Origin of the sequence: Halomonas sp. 25-S5 (genome assembly GCF_029889845.1) — a bacterium.
Lineage (GTDB): Bacteria > Pseudomonadota > Gammaproteobacteria > Pseudomonadales > Halomonadaceae > Halomonas.
The window spans coordinates 44,808-63,202 of record NZ_JARANV010000024.1; the positions used below are offsets into that span (position 1 = coordinate 44,808).

The window sequence follows — 18,395 nt, forward strand, 5'->3', positions numbered from 1 at the left end:
CGCGAGGAGCCGGACCGCTGGCGAGCAGGCCAGTGGCCACAACCTGATGACAGGGACGCCGGGCTGCGCCGGGCGACACCCGCAGGATCGCAACCGATGTCCGCCGCTGGCACGCCCGTGGCGGGATGCAACGCATAGTGGAGACGACGTATGGCCTGGAATGAGCCTGGTGGTGGCAACCAGCACGACCCCTGGAGTGGCGGGGGTGGCCGCGGCGGTAATGGCGGCGGTGGTAGTGGTGGCGGAGGAAAGGGCGGTGGCAATCAGGGGCCGCCCGACCTCGACGAGGCCCTGAAGAAGTTTCAGGACAAACTCAACAACATGCTGGGTGGCCGTGGCGGCAAGAAAGGTGGCTCCGGTGGCAAGGGCGGCGGTGGCAAGCCACGCAATGCCTTTACCCTGCCGGGCCTGCTGATCGTGGTCGCCCTGGCCATCTGGGCGGCCTCCGGCTTCTATCTGGTCGACCAGTCCGAGCGCGGGGTGGTGCTGCGCTTCGGCAAGTTCCAGGAGGTCGTCACGCCCGGTCTGCAATGGAACCCGCCGCTTATCGACGATGTGCGCATGGTCAACGTGACCCGGGTGCGTTCGCTGACCCAGACCCAGTCGATGCTGACCCAGGACGAGAACATCGTCGAGGTCGAGATCTCGGCCCAGTATCAGGTCGCCGACCCGCGCGACTTCGTGCTCAACGTGCGTGATCCGCAGCTCTCCATCGAGAATGCCCTGGACAGTGCGCTGCGCCACGTGGTCGGCGGGACCGACATGATCGAGATACTGACCTCCGGGCGTGAGATCCTCGGCAGTTCGGTGGCCAGCCGCCTGCAGTCCTACCTGGACAGCTACGGCACCGGGATCCTCCTGCAGACCATCAACGTCGAATCCACCTCGCCGCCGGATGCAGTCCAGGATGCGTTCGATGACGTCATCCGGGCCCGCGAGGACCGCCAGCGCACCATCAACCAGGCCACCGCCTACGCCAATGCCATCATTCCCGAGGCGCAGGGCCAGGCACAGCGCCTTGTCGAGCAGGGCCAGGGCTATCGCGAGTCCGTGGTCGCCGAGGCCCGTGGCCAGGCCAACCGCTTCAACGCGCTGCTCGTCCAGTATGAGACGGCGCCGTCGATCATGCGTGAGCGCCTCTACCTGGATGCTCTCAGCGAGGTGTTTGCCAATACCTCCAAGGTGATGGTCGACGTGTCCGAGGACAGCCCGCTGATGTACCTGCCGCTCGACCAGCGTCCCGGCGGTGGCAGTGCCGGCAGCGGCGCCAGCCAGGGCGAGCAGGGCGAATTGGATCCGCGGGTGCTTGAGCGCATGCGCTCAAGCCAGTCGTCGAGCAGCAACAGCAGCAACAGCAGCAACAGTGGAATCCGCAGGGAGGGCCGCTAATGATGATCAATAATCGTTCCCTGCTCGTCGTCGGTGGCCTGGCCGCCCTCGCCTGGCTGGCCAGCAATAGCCTCTACGTGGTCGACGAGACCGAACGGGCGGTCAAGCTGCGCTTCGGCGAGATCATCGAGGAGAACATCCAGCCGGGATTGCACGTCAAGATCCCGATCACCCAGACGGTGCGAACCTTCGACACTCGGCTGCTGACCCTGGATACCGATCCGAGCCGCTACCTGACCCTCGAGCAGAAGGCGGTAATCGTCGATTCCTACGTGCAGTGGCAGGTGATCAACCCCACCCAGTACTACGAGGCCACCGCCGGTGACGAGATGATGGCCCGGCGCCTGATCCAGCCGCGGGTCGACGAGAGCCTGCGTAACGAGTTCGGTCGCCTGAACCTGCAGCAGATCATCGCCGAGCGTCGTGATGACCTGATGACCGGACCCACCGAGGACCTCGATGCACTGTTGCGCGACGAGCTGGGCGTGGCGGTCCGCGACATCCGTGTCAAGCGCATCGACCTGCCGGAGCAGGTCTCCTCGGCGGTCTACGAGCGCATGCGCTCCGAGCGTGAGCGCCAGGCGCGCGAGTGGCGCGCCCAGGGCCAGGAGGAATCCGAGCGCATCCGCGCCAACGCCGACCGTCGTCGCCAGGTGCTGCTGGCCCAGGCCAACGAGCGCTCCGAGACCCTGAGGGGTGAGGGCGACGCGGAGGCCGCGGCGATCTTCTCCGATGCCTATGGCAAGGACGAGGAGTTCTTCAGCTTCTGGCGCAGCCTCAATGCCTACCGCGACAGCTTCGCCGGTGACGACAACATGCTGGTGCTGGATCCCTCCAGCGACTTCTTCCAGTATCTCAAGAGCCCACAGGGCGCGGGCGGGGAGTGACTGTCCCGGCGGGCGGTGCGCCGCCCGCCGCCCGGGGTTCAACCGGCCCGCAAAGGTGGTAGAATCCTATAACCGGGCGTGGCCCGGTTTTTTTGTGGCTTCTCCACTCCGGCGCTCCCGTTCGCCAGCACGCCTCGCGCGACTCGGGCATCGTCGCAGGCCAACCATCGTCTTGCAGGATGAACGACATGACCATCGCTGACCGCTGGCTGCTCCCCGACGGCATGGACGAGGTACTGCCGCCTCAGGCCAGCCGCATGGAGGAGCTACGCCGTGCGTTGCTCGACCTCTATCACCGCTGGGGCTACGATCAGGTGATGCCCCCACCGGTGGAGTTCCTGGACTCCCTGCTCACCGGCACCGGGACCGACCTCGATCTGCAGACCTTCAAGCTGACCGACCAGATGACCGGCCGCCTGATGGGCGTGAGCGCCGATGTCACCCCTCAGGTGGCGCGCATGGATGCCCACTCCCTGCGCCGCCAAGGGCCGGTGCGACTCTGCTACTGCACCAACGTGCTGCGTGCCAAGGCCGACCAGCATCAGGGCGGCCGCAGCCCGGTGCAGGTCGGCGTGGAGCTGTTCGGCCACGCCGGCCTGGAGGCCGACCTGGAGATCCTGCGCCTGGCACTGGCCAGCCTGGAGACCGCCGGGGCGATGGAGATCCACCTGGCGCTGGGCCATATCGGCATCTACCGTAGCCTGGTGGAGGCCGCGGGGCTGGACGCCGACCAGGAGCGTGCGCTGTTCGACGCCCTGGCCCTCAAATCGCCGGGCGAGCTGGCATCGCGCGTGGAGGAGGGCGTGCGCGATCCGGGGCTGGCGGCGATGTTCCGCGCCCTGGGCGACCTGCACGGGGGGCTCGAGGTGCTGGAGGCGGCCCGCGAGGCCTTCGAGGAGGCGCCCCAGCCCGTGGGCGCGGCGCTGGACCAGCTGCGTGCCCTGGTCGACGGGGTGCTTGCCGAGTACCCCGGGGTCGAACCCTACTTCGACCTGGCCGAACTGCGGGGCTACCAGTACCACACCGGCATGATGTTCGCCGCCTATGTGCCGCACTACGGCCAGGCGCTGGCCAAGGGCGGGCGCTATGACGATACCGGCCGTGCCTTCGGCCGCGCCCGGCCGGCGACCGGCTTCTCCATGGACCTCAAGCTGCTGGCCACCCTGGCTCCCGCGGAGCCCGAGCCGGACGGCATCTGGGCTCCGGCCGAGGGCGAGGGGCTGGCGGAGGTCCTGCAGGCACTCCGCCAGCAGGGCGAACGGGTCGTCCAGGCGCTGCCCGGGCAGCGCACCGGTCCAGCGGAGCACCGCTGCGACCGCCAACTGGAATGTATCGAGGGTCGCTGGGAGCCGCGCCTCCTGGGGACGCCACAGGACCGGGCCTGAGGGCCCGCAGTCAATGACCTCGGCCCTGGGCCTTTCCACGGGCGCGGTGCCGCAACGAGAGACGAGAGCACAATGGGCAAGAATGTAGTCGTACTGGGCACCCAGTGGGGTGACGAAGGCAAGGGCAAGGTGGTCGACCTGCTCACCGAATCCGCATCCGCGGTGGTGCGCTTCCAGGGCGGGCACAATGCCGGGCATACCCTGGTCATCGACGGCGAGAAGACCGTCCTGCACCTGATCCCCTCGGGGATCCTGCGCAACGACAAGATCTGCGTGATCGGCAACGGTGTGGTGCTGTCGCCCGAGGCGTTGATGGAGGAGATCCGCGAGCTGGAGAGCAAGGGCGTGCCGGTGCGCGAGCGCCTGCGCCTGTCGCCGGCCTGCCCGCTGATCCTGCCGTACCACGTGAGTCTGGACCAGGCGCGCGAGAAGGATCGGGGTATCGCCAAGATCGGCACCACCGGCCGCGGCATCGGCCCGGCCTACGAGGACAAGGTGGCGCGTCGCGGTCTGCGCCTCGGCGACATGCTCCACCGCGAGCGCTTCGCCTCCAAGCTTGGCGAAGTACTTAGTTATCACAATTTCGTGCTGACCCAGTACCATGGCGTGGAGCCGGTGGACTTCCAGAAGGTGCTCGATCAGGCGATGTCCATGGCCGAGGAGCTGCGCCCCATGGTCTGCGACACCGTGGGCCTGGTCCACGAAATGCGCCGCGCCGGCGAGAACATCCTCTTTGAGGGGGCCCAGGGCTCGCTGCTCGACATCGACCACGGCACCTACCCCTTCGTGACCAGTTCCAACACCACCGCCGGCGGCACCGCCACCGGCTCCGGCGTGGGACCGCTCTACCTGGACTACGTGCTGGGCATTACCAAGGCCTATACTACCCGGGTCGGCTCAGGCCCCTTTCCCACCGAGCTATTCGACGACCACGGCCGTCATCTGGCGAACAAGGGCCATGAGTTCGGGGCCACTACCGGTCGCGCGCGTCGCTGTGGCTGGTTCGATGCCGTGGCCCTGCGTCACGCCGTGCAGATCAACTCCGTGTCGGGCCTCTGCCTGACCAAGCTCGACGTGCTCGATGGCCTGGAGAACATCCGCGTCTGCGTGGGCTATCGCAGCAAGGACGGCGAGGTGCTCGACACCCCCGTGGACTCCGAGGGGTACGAAGCCATCGAGCCGCTCTACGAGGACCTTCCAGGCTGGAGCGAGTCCACCCTGGGGGCGCGTCGCGTCGAGGACCTGCCGGCCAACGCGCGCTCCTATATCAGCTTCCTGGAAGAGAGGGTGGGGACCTCCATCGACATCATCTCCACCGGGCCGGATCGCAACGAGACCATCGTGCTGCGCAATCCCTTCGAGGGCTGACCGACGACGCGGTGGCTCGCGAAGGCGCAGGTACAAGAAGGCCCCACGTGAGATGGGGCCTTCTTGTATTCGGCAGCGGTCGCTCAGAAATCGATGCCGCGGCGGGCCTGGAGCCCGCTGTTGAAGGCGTGGCGCACCTCCTGCATCTCGGTGACGGTATCGGCCATGGCGGTAAGCTCCCGGTGGGCATTGCGCCCAGTGATGATCACCGTCTGCTCGGCGGGGCGATTCGCCAGCGCCCGTTTCACGTTGGCGATATCCAGGTAACCGAACTTGAGCATGTAGGTGATCTCGTCGAGTACCACCAGATAGACGTCCGGGTCGGCGAGCATCCGCTCGGCCTCGGCCCATACCTCGCAGCAGGCCCGGGTATCCGCTTCGCGGTTCTGGGTGTCCCAGGTGAAGCCGGTGGCCATGATGGCCACTTCCAGGTTGGGGTCCTCCGCCAGCCGCTCGCGCTCGCCGCACTCCCAGAGCCCCTTGATGAACTGCACCACGCCGACCTTGTAGCCGTAGCCCAGGGCGCGGGTCACGGTGCCCCAGGCGGCGGTGGTCTTGCCCTTGCCATTGCCGGTGAAGACCAGCAGTAGCCCGCGCTGCTCGGTGGCCTCGGCGACCTTCTCGTCAACGCGGGACTTGAGCTTCTGCATGGCCTGCTGGTGGCGGGTATCGCGATCGCTCATCGGGGCTCCATTCTTTGTACAAGATCTGTCCAGGAAAGCGACAGCATACGGCAGAATCGCGCGGGCGTCAGCCTGTCCGGCTTACATCCGTTCGCCGACACGGGCCTCCATGCGAGCCAGGAAGACCCTCATGATACGCTCGTAGAGCGCGCGGCCGAGCACGGCATCCTCGATGCCGGCGTCCACGTTGGGGTTGTCGTTGACCTCGATCACCACCACCCGCTCCCCGGCCTGCTTGAGATCCACGCCGTAGAAGCCGTCGCCGATCAGCCGAGTGGCCTTGAGCGCCGCCTTGATCACGGCCGCCGGAACCTCGGCGGGGGTATGGGTGGTAAAGCCGCCGCTCTTCACCCGGGCGCCGGAATGATCGTAGATCTGCCAGTGGCCGCGGGCCATGAAGTAGCGGCTGGCGAACAGCACTTGGCCATCGAGCACGCCGATCCGCCAATCGTACTCGGTCGGCAGCCATTCCTGGAGCAGCAGCAGGGCCGAGGTGGCGAACAGGCGCTCGGCCTCGTGTTCGAGCTGCTGCGTGGATTCGACCTTGACGATGCCCCGTGAGAAGGCGCCGTCGGGAATCTTGAGCACCAACGGGAAGCCGAGGTTGGCGACCCGTTCCTCGAGCGGGCGGCGGTCGCCGCGCTTGAGCAGGATCCCCTTCGGCGCCGGAACGCCGCGGGCCCGCAGCAGGGCGTGCAGGTAGACCTTGTTGGTGCAGCGCAGGATGTCGCGGGGCGCATCGATCACCACCAGCCCCTCGTGCTCCGCCCGTCGCGCCATGCGGTAGGTGTGGTGGTCGAGGGCCGTGGTCTCGCGGATAAACAGGCCGTCGAACTCGGCGAGCCGGCCGGCATCCTTGCGGGTGATCAGCGAGACATCGATGCCGAGCTTGCGTCCGGCGCGGATGAAGGCCTTCAGCGCCCCGCGGTTGCTGGGGGGCAGGGCCTCCTGCGGATCGACCAGGATCGCCAGGTCGAAGCGGTAGCGGCGCCGTGCCTTGGGGGTGCGCCATACCTTGCGGGAGTGGCGGTTCAGGGCCGTGGCAAACAGGTCCTGTTCCTCGGGCGCCAGGTCGCGCAGGCGCAGTGGCTTGAGCCGCGCCAGTCGCCACGCCTCGTGGCGACGCACCAGGCGTGCCTCGAGCAACGGGCAGGGCAGTCGCTCAAAGAGCCGGCGAGCCAGCGGCGCCAGGGCCGGCTCTCGGCACTCGCCGAACAGCACCCGCAGTGTGAGCTGGTCGCCGGCTAGCGATCCTCGGCGGGCCAGGTCGCCAAGCAGTGGGGCCAGGCCGTCCAGTTGCAGGTCGACCAGCGCCTTGCGCCCCAGGGCATTGAGGGTCTCGACCGCGGGCAGTACCCGCTGTCCCCGCGCCTGGGCCAGCAGCGAGACATAGTAGCCCGTGCCGAGGTAGTCGAGTTCGCCGCACAGGTTGATCACCTGGGTGGTGCGACCCTGCTCCTCGCCGTTGCGGTGTTGGTGATCCTGGGCGAGGAAGTCGTCGGCGGTCACCAGGTCTTCGGAGGGGTAGTAGGGCCGCCAGTCTTCTGGTCGGTCGACGACGATGCGCAGCGGGCACATGGCTGAGGGGTCCGATTGGGGCGGCGACGTGCCGCTGGAATGCGGCCAGCATGCTCCTGAGCTCGCCCCTGGACAAGCCGGGGCTTGAGTGAAAAGATTTCATGGTCAAAGCCGGTGACAGCGATATTGGCCATGATCACAATCGTGGCGAGATTTCCGGAGATGTGAGATGACCGTCACCCTGCGCCATGCCCTCGGCCGTGACCTGGATGCCCTCTACCGCCTGGAGCAGGTGGCCTTTACCGGCGACCGTTTCAGTCGTCGTCAGCTGTGGCACCTGCTCAACCGCGCGCATGCCTTGACGCTGGTGGTCGAGCAGCGGCCACCCGATGGCGGCCCCCCGAGGTTGCTGGGGTACGGTACCTTGCTGTTTCGTCGCGGCACCCGCCGTGCCCGACTCTACTCCTTCTGCGTGCATCCCGGTGCGCGCGGCAGTGGCCTGGGCCGGCGGCTGCTGGAGACCCTGGAGGCCGAGGCGTTGGCGCGTGATGCCGAGGTGCTGGGCCTCGAGGTGCGCGCCGACAATCGCGTGGCGCTGGGACTCTACCAGCGGATGGGTTTTCGCCTTGAGCGCTGGCTGGACGACTACTACGAGGACGGCTGTGCGGGCTGGCAGATGGCCAAGCCGCTGCGGGCCGAACAGGGGGCCGCGTGGGCCCGCGAGGGCTGATAGAATCGCGCCATTCGCCCCTCTTTACTAGCGATCAGCCATCCACCAACCCTCTACCGGGATATGCCCATGCCTTCCTTCGACATCGTTTCCGAGTTCGACAAGCACGAAGCCAGCAACGCCGTGGACCAGGCCAACCGGGAGATCCAGACCCGCTTCGACTTCAAGGGGGTCACCGCGAGCTTCGAGCTCAACGGCGAGACGGTCTCGCTGGAGGCCGAGGTCGACTTCCAGCTCAAGCAGATGCTCGACGTGCTGCGCAACAGGCTCATCGCGCGCGGCATCGATGCTCGCTGCATGGACGTCCAGGAGCCGGTGCTCTCCGGGGTCCGCGCCCACCAGGAGGTGACCCTCAAGCAGGGGCTCGACCAGAAGGAGGCCAAGGAGGTCGTCAAGCGCATCAAGGAGAGCAAGCTGAAGGTCCAGACTCAGATCCAGGGCGAGAAGGTGCGGGTCACCGGCAAGAAGCGCGACGATCTCCAGGCCGTCATGGCCCTGCTGCGCGGGGAGGGCGGCCCCGACCTGCCGCTGCAGTTCGACAACTTCCGCGACTGACGGTCGCCTTGATCCGGGGCAGTCCGATGGCGTCCATAGCCGTTGGCGATTGGCACAGGATGGCAGAATGCCCTTCAATGAGAGGAACACCTGACTACCGGGAGTGAGCGATTGATGCCCGTCGTTCGTCGTGTCGCCTTCCTGGCCCTGGCCTGGGTCAGCTTCGGGCTGGGCGTAGTGGGGGCCTTTCTGCCGCTGCTGCCGACCACCTGCTTCATGCTGCTGGCGGCCTGGGCGGCCTCGAAGGGCTCCCCGCGCTTTGCCGCCTGGATCCATGAGCATCCGCGCTTCGGTCCCGCCGTGGTGGCCTGGGAGGGCGAGCGGGCGATTCCCCGCCATGCCAAGTGGCTGGCCTCCGCCATGCTGGCCGTCTCGATGCTGGTTCTCGCGCTCACCGTGAGCCTCTGGTGGCTCAAGCTGTCGCTCATCGCGGGGCTCTGCCTGGTGGGCGCCTGGATCCTGTCGCGCCCCGAGCCGGTCGTCATCCGCTGATCACGACGGCGCGTCGCATTGCTTTGAGCTCCGGGCGCGGGGCGCCGTACAATGGATGGCAATCACCGACAGGAGCCATCCTCGATGTCAGAACCGCAGCCGATCCATCTGAGTGACTACCGTCCGCCCGCCTACCGTGTGACCCGTACCGAACTGACCTTCGACCTCGACCCGAACGCCACCCGGGTCAAGGCACGCCTTCACGTCGAGCGCCACCCGGAGCGCGAGGCCGGGGCCCCGCTGGCGCTCGACGGCGAGCAGCTTGCCCTCAAGACCATCGCCATCGATGGCCAGCCGCTGGAGCCGAACGAGTACGAGGTCGGCGAGGCCGGACTGGTCGTACACCGGGTGCCGGAGGCCTTCCTGCTCGACACCGAGGTCGAGATCGCCCCCGACGGCAACACGGCCCTGTCGGGGCTCTACCGCTCGAGTGGGATGTTCTGCACCCAGTGCGAGGCCGAGGGCTTTCGGCGCATCACCTTCTATCCGGATCGTCCCGATGTCATGGCGACCTTCTCCACCACGCTGATCGGTGACGTTGAGCGCGAGCCGGTGCTGCTCTCCAACGGCAACCCGGTGGAGCGTGGCGAGCTGCCCGGCGGTCGCCACTTCGTCACCTGGGAAGACCCGCATCCCAAGCCCAGCTACCTGTTCGCCCTGGTGGCCGGTGACCTCAGCAAGGTCGAGGATCGCTTCACCACCGTCAGCGGGCGTGACGTCACCCTGCAGATCTGGGTCGAGGAGGAGAACCTCGACAAGACCGACCATGCCATGGCCTCGCTCAAGCGTGCCATGCGCTGGGACGAGGAGGCCTATGGCCGGGAGTACGACCTGGACCTCTTCATGATCGTGGCGGTCAACGACTTCAACATGGGCGCCATGGAGAACAAGGGCCTCAACATCTTCAACTCGGCCGCGGTGCTGACCCATCCCCACACCACCACTGATGCGGCCTTCCAGCGCGTCGAGGGCATCGTCGCCCACGAGTACTTTCACAACTGGTCGGGTAACCGCGTCACCTGTCGCGACTGGTTCCAGCTCTCCCTGAAGGAGGGCTTCACGGTATTCCGTGACCAGTGCTTCTCGGCGGAGACCAACTCGGCGCCGGTCAAGCGCATCGAGGACGTCTCCTTTTTCCGCACCGCCCAGTTCGCCGAGGACGCCGGTCCCACCGCTCACCCGGTGCGCCCTGACCACTACATCGAGATCGGCAACTTCTACACCCTGACCATCTACGAGAAGGGCGCGGAGATCGTGCGCATGCTCTCGAACCTGGTGGGCATGGAAGCCTTCCTCCGTGGCAGCGACCGCTACTTCGCGCGCTTCGACGGCCAGGCCGTGACCATCGAGGACTTCGTGGACTGCATGGCCGAGGCCTCGGGCCAGGACCTCTCCCAGTTCCTGCGTTGGTACTCCCAGGCGGGGACCCCCGAGATCGATGCCCACGGCGAGTACGACTACGCCAACGCCGAGTACCGCCTGATCCTGCGTCAGCGGACCCCGGCGACTCCCGGCCAGCCGGACAAGCAGGCCCTGCATATCCCGGTGCGCCTGGGCCTGGTGGGCACCAAGTCCGGCCGCGACCTGCCGCTGACCCTGGAGGGTGAAACGCTTGGCAGCGATGCGGTGATCCACCTGCGCGAGGAAGAGCAGGAGTTCCTCTTCACCGATCTCAGCGAGGCCCCGGTGCCTTCGCTGCTGCGCGGCTTCTCGGCGCCGGTCAAGCTGCACTTCCCCTATGGTCGCGAGGACCTGGCCTTCCTGCAGGCCAACGACTCCGATGGCTTCAACCGCTGGGACGCCGGGCAGCGCCTGGCCCTGCTGGCGCTGGACGACCTGATCGCGGCCCATCGCAATGGCGTCGAGAAGGTGATGGACCCGCGGGTGGTCGAGGCGTTCCGCGCGCTGCTGGCGGCGGAGACCGACGACGAGGCAGTGCTGGCCCAGATGCTGACGCTGCCCTCCGAGGCCTACATCGCCGAGCAGCAGCCGGTGGTCGACGTGGATGCCATCCATGCCGCCCGCACCTTCGTCAAACAGAGCCTGGCCCTGGCGCTGCGTGACGACTTCCTGCGCATCTACGAGGCGCACCGCGTCGACGCCCCCTATGCGCCGGAACCGCAGCAGATCGCCGCGCGCAGCCTGAAGAACGTGGCGCTCTCCTACCTGATGGCCATCGAGGATGAGGCGGGGCTGGAGCTCGCCCGCAAGCAGTTCGAGGCGGACCACAACATGACCGACGTGCGCCATGCCCTGACCCTGCTGGTGCACAGCTCGCGCGGCGACATCGCCGACCCGGCCCTCAAGGCCTTCGGCGAGACCTGGGCCCACGACCCGCTGGTGATGGACCAGTGGTTCGCCATCCAGGTCACCCGCCCGCAGCCGGACGTGCTCGACCGCGTCACCTTCCTGATGCAGCACCCGGCCTTCTCGCTGAAGAATCCCAACAAGGTGCGGGCACTGATCGGGACGTTCGCCAATCAGAATCCGGTGAACTTCCACCGGGCCGACGGGGCGGGCTACCGGCTGCTGGCCGATACCGTGATCGAGCTCAACCGCCTCAATCCGGAGATCGCCGCACGCCTGATCACCCCGTTGACGCGCTGGGCACGCTTCGACGAAACGCGCCAGGAGCTGATGAAGGCCGAACTCGAGCGTATCCGCGCCGAGGAACTCTCGCCGAACGTCTATGAGGTGGTGGAGAAGGCCCTGGCCTGATGAGGAAAGGGTAATTTCCTGCTGCGCTCGATATCCTGGCCGCCGGCGGTGCTCGCTGTCCTCATGTAGCGGGCTACACTCCGGCAGCTGCGCTCCGGCGGCGGCCAGCCTAACTTCGCTCGCTACGGAAATTTCTCCTTTCCTGATGCAAAAAAACGTGCCGCCTAAAGGGCGGCACGTTGCATTAGGGAGGGGTCAGTTGATCAGCCAGCTCAGGACCGTCACGCCCAGCAGCCACCAGATCAAGGTGGCGACCAAGGCTCGGCGCATCAGGGCGGCCAACCCTTTCCACAGCAACCATAGGCCGATCACCAGCACCACCAGGTTGATCAGCGTAAGGGGAATGCCCAGCGACCCGGAGAGGCCCTGCATGAAACTGCGGGCCGCCTCGCCGATATTGGCAAAGAAGCCGATGAGGCCATCGACGATGAAGCGGATGAATTCTCCGAAGGCGTTGCCGATGAAGGCGAAGGCGTCGTCCATGGGTGGCGAGTTCCAGTCTGAATGGGAGCGGTCGTGTTCGATGCCCCGCAGGGCCTGCCCGAGGGGCAGTCGGCGTCACGCCAGGGCCCGAGTATCGCGAGAAGCGCCCCGGGGTGGCAAGTCGCTCACCCCAGTTGACTGGCACGGGAGACGACGCCGGCCTCCTCGGCGGCGCTGTCGGCCAGTGCCCGGCCGGCCTCGTCATAGACGTGGAAGACCGCATTGGCACCCAGCTCGCGGATCGGCTCGATCTCCTCGGGGTATTCCACCACGGCGGTGATACGGCCCGGGAACTCCCTGGAACGCAGCTGCTTCAGCGCGAAGAGGTTACCCGCATGGTGCGGCATGGCCAGCACCACCATCTGGACGTCATGGGACATCAGCAGCTTGTCCCAGAAGTCGGAGTCGACGGCATCGCCCTCGAGGATATTGAAGCCCCGCGTCCCCAGTTTCTTGACGCTCTGGGGGTTGCTGTCGATGCCCAGCACGCGCAACCCGTACTCCTTCTGCAGGCGACGGTAAACGCTGCGGCCGATGCGGCCCATGCCCAGCACCACGGCCTCGGCGTCGCCGACCTCGATCGGGCGGTCGCTCGGCGAGAGCTCCGCCACGGCGATCGGCGGGAGCCGGGGTTCCAGCCAGCGGTAGAGCCCCTCGCTGACGCCGTTGAGGATCGACGAGAATCCGAAGCTCAGCGCCACCGCCAGAGAAATCACTACCAGCCACTCCGCTGGGAGCCACTCGTTGGACACCGCGATGGTGCCCACGATCAGGCCGAACTCCGAGTAGTTGGATAGGCTAAGGGTAGCCAGCAGTGAGGTGCGGTGTCGCATCCGGAAGCGCATGAAGACGAGCTGATAGATCAGGCTCTTCACCGGCAGGATAAGCACCAGTAGCAGGGCGCTGCCGAGCATCTCGGTGCTGGGCATCGCCGTCAGCCCGATGCTCAGGAAGAAGCCCACCAGCAGCAGCTCCTTGAGGCTGAACATCGAGCGAGCGAGGGTCTGCGCCGAGGGGTGGGGTGCCAGCAGCAACCCGATGATCAGTGCCCCCAGGTCGCCCTTCACGCCCACCGACTCGAAGAGGGAGTAACCCAGCACCAGGGCCAGCAGCATGCCGAACAGGATCTGCATCTCACCGTGGCCGAGTCGGTCGAGCAGGTTGCGCAGGACCGGCGCCAGGGGGATCAGCAGCACCAGCCCCAGGGCCCAGGGGCTCGGCAGCTCCCCGGTAGAGGCGGTGATGAAGATCACCGCAAAGATGTCCTGCATGATCAGCACGCCGATGGCCAGGCGCCCGTAGGCGGTTTGGGTCTCGCTGCGCTTCTCCAGCACCTTGACCACGAAGACCGTGCTGGAAAACGAGAGCGCGAAGCCCAGCAGGCCCAGGGTGTGCCAGCCCGTGCCGTCCAGCAGGCCCAGTCCCAGCCACTTGAACAGGGATAGCAGCGCCACCATCAGCAGCGTCGAGGCCAGCATGTGCAGGGAGGCGCTCCCCCAGACATCCCGCCGCAGCAGGGTGCGCACGTCGAGCTTCAGGCCGATGGTGAACAGCAGCAGGGTGACCCCGATGTGGGACAGGGTTTCGAGCAGCGGGGTGTTGTTGTAGCCCAGGGCGTTGAGCACGAAGCCGCCGGCGAGGAACCCCACCATGGGCGGTAGGCGCAGCCCCAAAGCGGCCAAGCCGCCCAGAAAGGCCGCGAGAAGAAAGGCCGGTTCGATCATGCACACTCCCTGTTCGGCACGCTTCGGCAAGACAGATAGTGTAGGGAAGTCGTAAGGTGATTGGCATTCAAGATTCGGCGTACGACCTCATCCGGCGACGGTGCCATGATCGGGATGGGATGACGCAGGCGAGAGGAGCGCGAATGGCCAGGTTGATCCTCAATGGCAAGTCGGCGCAGCTGCCGGCGGTGAGGGAGGCGGTCTTCGCCCGCCGCGAGGCGGGGGACGACATCGAGGTCAGGGTCACCTGGGAGCAGGGCGATGCCGCCCGCCTGGCAGAGCAGGCCGGGCGCGACGGGGTCGAGCGGGTGATCGCCGGTGGTGGTGACGGCACGGTCAACGAGGTAGTCAACGGCCTGATGCGGCTGTCGCCCGGGCAGCGCCCCGGCTTGGGGATCCTGCCCCTGGGCAGCGCCAACGACCTGGCCACCTCGCTGGCCCTGCCGCTGGACGCCGAGCTCGCCCTGGCCTCGGCCCTGAGCCTTCCCCTGCGGCGCATCGACGTGCCACGACTGGATGACTGGCACTTCCTCAACATGGCCACCTGTGGCTTCGGGGCCGAGATCACCTCCTCCACCCCCAAGACCCTCAAGCGCCTGTTCGGTGGCGGCGCCTACTCGCTGATTGGTGCGGTGAAGGCCTGGGACTACCGGCTCTATCCCGGGGTCCTGCGCTGGGAGGGCGGCGAGCGCCGCGCCCAGGTCTTCATGCTGGCCATCGGCAACGGTCGCCAGTCGGGCGGTGGCCAGGCCTTGACGCCCGACGCCTCGCTGGACGACGGCCTGCTCGACGTGCTGCTGCTGCATGATGTCGCCTCCCTGGCAGAGCTGCGCGCCATGCGCCGCGAGCTGACGTCGCGCCCCGCCCTGGGCCGCTACGTCGATGCCTTCCGCACGGACCGGCTCGCCTTCGAGGCAGAGGAGGCGCTGCCGGTGACCCTGGATGGCGAGCCCGCTCGCCGACGGAGGTTCGAGGTGGTCATCAGCCCCGCGGCGCTGGCGCTGGCGGCCCCGCCGGATTGCCCGCTCTTCTCGCGCCCGCCATGAGGTACCCCTGGCGGTCAAGGCGGAGTCAATGTATCCGTCCATGGTGGGCCCGGCCTCCTTGGACAAGGAACACGATACCATGGGCCTTTCGCTGACCGTTCCCGTCGTGTCCCTGGCTGCCCTGCTGGCCAGGCGGCTATCGGGACGGCATGATGAAGGATCCGAACACCCTCACCACCCGGAGGATTCCGCGATGCTCACTCCCTTCCATCTGGCCGTGCAGGTCCGCGACCTGGCCGAGGCACGCCGCTTCTATGGGGAACTGCTGGGCTGCCCGGAAGGCCGCTCCAGCGACACCTGGGTCGACTTCAACCTCTATGGCCATCAGTTCGTCTGTCACCTGAACCCTGCCCTGGGGGGGAAGGGAATCGATGACCACCGCAACCCGGTGGATGGCCACGGCGTGCCGGTGCCGCACTTCGGGGTGGTGCTGGAGATGGCTGACTGGGAGGCCCTGGTCGACCGCCTCACCGTGGCGGGCGTGCGTTTCGAGATCGAGCCCTATATCCGCTTCCGTGGCGAACCCGGCGAGCAGGCTACCATGTTCTTCCGCGACCCCAGCGGCAATGCCATCGAATTCAAGGCGTTCCGCGACATCAACGGCCAGCTGTTCGCCACCTGAGGCGCTCCGCCGCCTTGCGGGAACGGGCATCCCTCTGGTGCAATGTCTTCCTTTTCGTCAGGAGCAAGAGAATGGCAATGAAACCCTGGATGCCGTTGGTGGCGGCCATGGTGCTGGCCGTGGGATTGGCCGGTTGCGGCAACGGTGACGACGAGCCGGCTCCCGCCCAGGACGAGCAGGTGGGGCAAGCTACCGATCAGCCTGCCGCCGAGACGGGGCAGGCATCGGGCGCGGCCGAGTCGTCCGCGCAGGGGCAGCAGCCCGCCGCCCCTGACTCGGCTGCGGCACCTGACCAGGCGGACGCGGCACCTGGCGAGGGTGACGCGGCATCAGGGGTGGACCTGGAGGGCGAGGGAGAAGTGGACGTCCAGGCCGAGACCTTGGGCGAGTCACCGGCCGATACCCTGGATGAGGACGCGGCTTTGCCCGGCGAGACGACCCGCTCCGATGTCGATGCCATCATCGAAGCGACGGAGCGGCGCTTCGAGGAAGCCAGCCGTCGCATCGACGAGCAGTTCGAGAACGCCGAGAAAGAGTCCATCAAGCTCGAGCCCATGGAGTCGCCCGAGTTCGCGCCCATGGAGGCGTCGCCCGAGCTCGAGCCCATGGAGGCGTCGCCCGAGCTCGAGCCCATGGAGTCGTCCCCCGCGTTCGAGTCGGATTCCGGAATCGCCCCGTCTGGGGGTAGCGAGCTCGACGAACAGCAGGCCTTGCCCGGCGAGAGCAGCCGCTCGGATGTTGAGGCGATCATCAAGGAGACCGAGAAGCGCTTCGAGGAGGCGAGTCGCGTGATCGACGAGCAGTTCGAGGAAGCGGAGCGCCAGGTTCCGGGTACTTCGTCGGACCTCGATGCGCTCGAACCCGATAACAGCGACGGCGCCAGTGACGGCACTGGCAATTGACGCCTGACGCCTCGTCTCCCAGGGCCCGGAACGAAAAAGGCCCACCGTCTGGTGGGCCCTTCCCTGTAGCGTCCGGACGGCGGGGCCGGCCGGTCGCTTCCGGATCAACCGAGGATCAGTCGGCGGGCCGGATGTTGGAGGCCTGAAGGCCTTTCTTGCCTTGGGTCACTTCGAAGGTGACCTTCTGGCCGTCCTGCAGGGACTTGAAGCCTTCAGCCTGAATCTCGGAGAAGTGAGCGAACAGGTCATCACCGCCGTCGTCCGGAGAGATGAAGCCGTAGCCCTTGGTGTCGTTGAACCACTTGACAGTGCCAGTTGCCATCGTCGATTTCCTTAACTAAATAATGGTGCTGGGCCGTGCAGGGAATGTCCTCGCCGCAGACCCGTCATGCGTGGGCAGGCAAGAAGGAAGTGCGCACCGGGTGTATCGAAGGGATCGAAGTACATCTGACGACTTTCTGCTTGCTGGCCAACGCAGCGGATAGTGCTACAGCGCCAGGGTTGCGTCAACAAGGTGGCACAGGGAGACTGGCGCTGCGCCCGCAAGGTCACTGTAGATGCAAAGCCGGTGAGCGTCCAGCCTCCATCCCGCCCGTTTCACCCTTGGAAGAGAGCCTCATGACCCATACTCAAATCGCCTCCCGGGACACGCACAGCAAGCTGATCGGCTACCTGCTGTGGCTGTTCGGTTTCCTCGGTGCCCACCGCTTCTACTATGGCAAGCCGGTCACCGGCACGATCTGGTTCTTCACCCTGGGGCTGCTGGGAATCGGCTGGCTGATCGACCTCTTCCTGATCCCATCCATGGACCGCCAGGCGGACCTGCGCTTCCAGGCCGGCCCCACCAACTACACCCTGGCCTGGCTGCTGCTCACCTTCCTGGGGGTGTTCGGCCTGCATCGCTTCTACCTCGGCAAGTGGCTGACCGGGCTCCTCTACCTGCTGACCTTCGGGCTCTTCGGCCTCGGCGTGCTCTACGATTTCTGGACCCTCAACGACCAGATCTCCGTGCGCCATGCCCGTCGCGGCATCTTCAACGGTTAACCCCATGTACCTCGATGCACAGTTCTGGCCCTTTCTGGTGGCCATCACCCTGCTGAGCATGAGCCCGGGGGTCGATACTCTGCTGGTGATCCGCAACACCGCTCGGGGCGGCTGGCGCGACGGCGTGGTGACCAGCCTGGCCATCTGCTGCGGGCTCTTCGTGCACGCGGCGGTCTCGGCCCTGGGGATCTCGCTGATCCTGCTGCAGTCGGCCTGGGCCTTCGGCCTGCTCAAGCTGGCCGGTGCCGCCTACCTGGTGTGGCTGGGCGTGAACAGCCTGCGCTCGGCTCGGCGGGGGCGGGGGCTGCCCGTGGGTGGCGTGCAGGCCGACCGCCAGGCCGTGCCGCTATGGCGCCCTGTGCGCGAGGGGCTGCTCTCCAACGTGCTCAACCCCAAGACGGTAGTCTTCTACATGGCCTTCCTGCCCCAGTTCATCGCGCCCGGTGATCCGGCGCTGGCCAAGTCGCTGTGGCTGGCCGGGGTGCACTTCGTGGTCGCCAATCTGTGGCAGGTGGGCATCGTGATAATGGTGGGCAGCGCCGGTCGCTGGTTGGCGAGCCCGGCGTTCTCCCGTTGGCTCAATGGCGTCACTGGCGCGGTGCTGGTCGGCTTCGGCATCAAGTTGGCACTGACGCGTCAGCCCGGCTAAACCGGACTTCGTCTGGAGCTGTAAGCCATAAGCTTGAAGCTATAAGAACAAACCATTGCCGTTAGCAAGATCCTAGGCAGCTTCTTGGCTAACGGCTAACGGCTAACGGCTAACGGCTAACGGCTAACGGCTAACGGCTTACGGCTAACGGCTAAAAGAAACCAGCTGGAGCCGACCGGAGGGCCCAACGCGGCTGCCGG

Annotated in this window: 18 protein-coding genes; 13 read left to right on the forward strand and 5 right to left on the reverse strand. The window is 66.7% G+C overall.

Features of this window, described 5'->3' with window-relative positions:
- Positions 1 to 150 precede the first annotated feature (150 nt).
- From hflK to OP498_RS15180, 4 genes are all read left to right on the forward strand, one after another.
- Positions 151 to 1,389 (forward strand): FtsH protease activity modulator HflK, encoded by a 1,239-nt coding sequence (gene hflK / locus OP498_RS15165; protein ID WP_280547847.1) that lies wholly within the window; start codon positions 151 to 153, stop codon positions 1,387 to 1,389.
- 2 nt (positions 1,390 to 1,391) lie between these two features.
- Positions 1,392 to 2,276, forward strand: a complete 885-nt coding sequence (gene hflC, locus OP498_RS15170) for a protease modulator HflC (protein WP_280547877.1) — start codon at positions 1,392 to 1,394, stop codon at positions 2,274 to 2,276.
- A gap of 188 nt (positions 2,277 to 2,464) precedes the next feature.
- Positions 2,465 to 3,661: an ATP phosphoribosyltransferase regulatory subunit gene (locus OP498_RS15175; protein ID WP_280547846.1), complete on the forward strand. Its 1,197-nt coding sequence runs from the start codon at positions 2,465 to 2,467 to the stop codon at positions 3,659 to 3,661.
- Positions 3,662 to 3,733: 72 nt separating this feature from the next.
- The gene (locus OP498_RS15180; protein WP_280547845.1) at positions 3,734 to 5,029 is read left to right on the forward strand and encodes an adenylosuccinate synthase; all 1,296 of its coding nucleotides are present in this window, start codon (positions 3,734 to 3,736) and stop codon (positions 5,027 to 5,029) included.
- 83 nt (positions 5,030 to 5,112) lie between these two features.
- Here the strand turns inward: OP498_RS15180 and cobO are convergent, their stop codons facing one another.
- Together cobO and OP498_RS15190 are read right to left on the reverse strand one after the other, a co-directional pair.
- Complete coding sequence (gene cobO / locus OP498_RS15185; protein ID WP_280547844.1) at positions 5,113 to 5,712, reverse strand: cob(I)yrinic acid a,c-diamide adenosyltransferase; 600 nt, start codon at positions 5,710 to 5,712, stop codon at positions 5,113 to 5,115.
- Positions 5,713 to 5,793: 81 nt separating this feature from the next.
- Positions 5,794 to 7,290, reverse strand: coding sequence for a RimK family protein (locus OP498_RS15190; protein WP_280547843.1), 1,497 nt, complete (start codon positions 7,288 to 7,290; stop codon positions 5,794 to 5,796).
- Positions 7,291 to 7,459: 169 nt separating this feature from the next.
- On the opposite strand from OP498_RS15190, the gene OP498_RS15195 reads away from it, so the two are divergent.
- The 4 genes from OP498_RS15195 to pepN all read left to right on the forward strand — a co-directional run bounded on the left by OP498_RS15195 (position 7,460) and on the right by pepN (position 11,725).
- The gene (locus OP498_RS15195) at positions 7,460 to 7,960 is read left to right on the forward strand and encodes an N-acetyltransferase (protein WP_280554241.1); all 501 of its coding nucleotides are present in this window, start codon (positions 7,460 to 7,462) and stop codon (positions 7,958 to 7,960) included.
- Between the two features lie 69 nt (positions 7,961 to 8,029).
- Entirely contained in the window at positions 8,030 to 8,515 is a 486-nt protein-coding gene (locus OP498_RS15200) for a YajQ family cyclic di-GMP-binding protein (protein ID WP_280554242.1), read from the forward strand.
- 114 nt (positions 8,516 to 8,629) lie between these two features.
- A complete protein-coding gene (locus tag OP498_RS15205) occupies positions 8,630 to 9,007 on the forward strand; it encodes a YbaN family protein (protein WP_280554244.1) in 378 nt (125 codons plus the stop codon).
- A gap of 84 nt (positions 9,008 to 9,091) precedes the next feature.
- Positions 9,092 to 11,725 carry an aminopeptidase N gene (pepN, locus tag OP498_RS15210; RefSeq protein ID WP_280554246.1) on the forward strand — a complete coding sequence of 878 codons (2,634 nt, stop codon included), beginning with the start codon at positions 9,092 to 9,094 and terminating at the stop codon, positions 11,723 to 11,725.
- A 195-nt stretch (positions 11,726 to 11,920) separates the two neighbouring features.
- Here the strand turns inward: pepN and OP498_RS15215 are convergent, their stop codons facing one another.
- Both OP498_RS15215 and OP498_RS15220 read right to left on the reverse strand, forming a co-directional pair.
- Positions 11,921 to 12,208, reverse strand: coding sequence for a hypothetical protein (locus OP498_RS15215; RefSeq protein WP_280554247.1), 288 nt, complete (start codon positions 12,206 to 12,208; stop codon positions 11,921 to 11,923).
- A 125-nt stretch (positions 12,209 to 12,333) separates the two neighbouring features.
- Positions 12,334 to 13,932 carry a cation:proton antiporter family protein gene (locus OP498_RS15220; protein ID WP_280554248.1) on the reverse strand — a complete coding sequence of 533 codons (1,599 nt, stop codon included), beginning with the start codon at positions 13,930 to 13,932 and terminating at the stop codon, positions 12,334 to 12,336.
- 143 nt (positions 13,933 to 14,075) lie between these two features.
- Between OP498_RS15220 and yegS the strand changes: the two genes are divergently transcribed.
- The 3 genes from yegS (at position 14,076) to OP498_RS15235 (ending at position 16,502) form a co-directional block, all read left to right on the forward strand.
- Entirely contained in the window at positions 14,076 to 14,978 is a 903-nt protein-coding gene (gene yegS, locus OP498_RS15225) for a lipid kinase YegS (RefSeq protein WP_280554250.1), read from the forward strand.
- Between the two features lie 193 nt (positions 14,979 to 15,171).
- Positions 15,172 to 15,600, forward strand: coding sequence for a VOC family protein (locus OP498_RS15230; RefSeq protein WP_280547835.1), 429 nt, complete (start codon positions 15,172 to 15,174; stop codon positions 15,598 to 15,600).
- Positions 15,601 to 15,671: 71 nt separating this feature from the next.
- Positions 15,672 to 16,502: a hypothetical protein gene (locus OP498_RS15235; RefSeq protein ID WP_280554251.1), complete on the forward strand. Its 831-nt coding sequence runs from the start codon at positions 15,672 to 15,674 to the stop codon at positions 16,500 to 16,502.
- Between the two features lie 115 nt (positions 16,503 to 16,617).
- On the opposite strand, the gene OP498_RS15240 is transcribed toward OP498_RS15235, so the two are convergent.
- Positions 16,618 to 16,824 (reverse strand): cold-shock protein, encoded by a 207-nt coding sequence (locus OP498_RS15240; protein ID WP_023005630.1) that lies wholly within the window; start codon positions 16,822 to 16,824, stop codon positions 16,618 to 16,620.
- Positions 16,825 to 17,120: 296 nt separating this feature from the next.
- On the opposite strand from OP498_RS15240, the gene OP498_RS15245 reads away from it, so the two are divergent.
- Both OP498_RS15245 and OP498_RS15250 read left to right on the forward strand, forming a co-directional pair.
- Positions 17,121 to 17,546, forward strand: a complete 426-nt coding sequence (locus OP498_RS15245) for a TM2 domain-containing protein (protein ID WP_280547833.1) — start codon at positions 17,121 to 17,123, stop codon at positions 17,544 to 17,546.
- 4 nt (positions 17,547 to 17,550) lie between these two features.
- On the forward strand, positions 17,551 to 18,195 hold the full coding sequence (locus OP498_RS15250; RefSeq protein WP_280547832.1) for a LysE family translocator: 645 nt from the start codon (positions 17,551 to 17,553) through the stop codon (positions 18,193 to 18,195).
- Positions 18,196 to 18,395 lie beyond the last annotated feature (200 nt).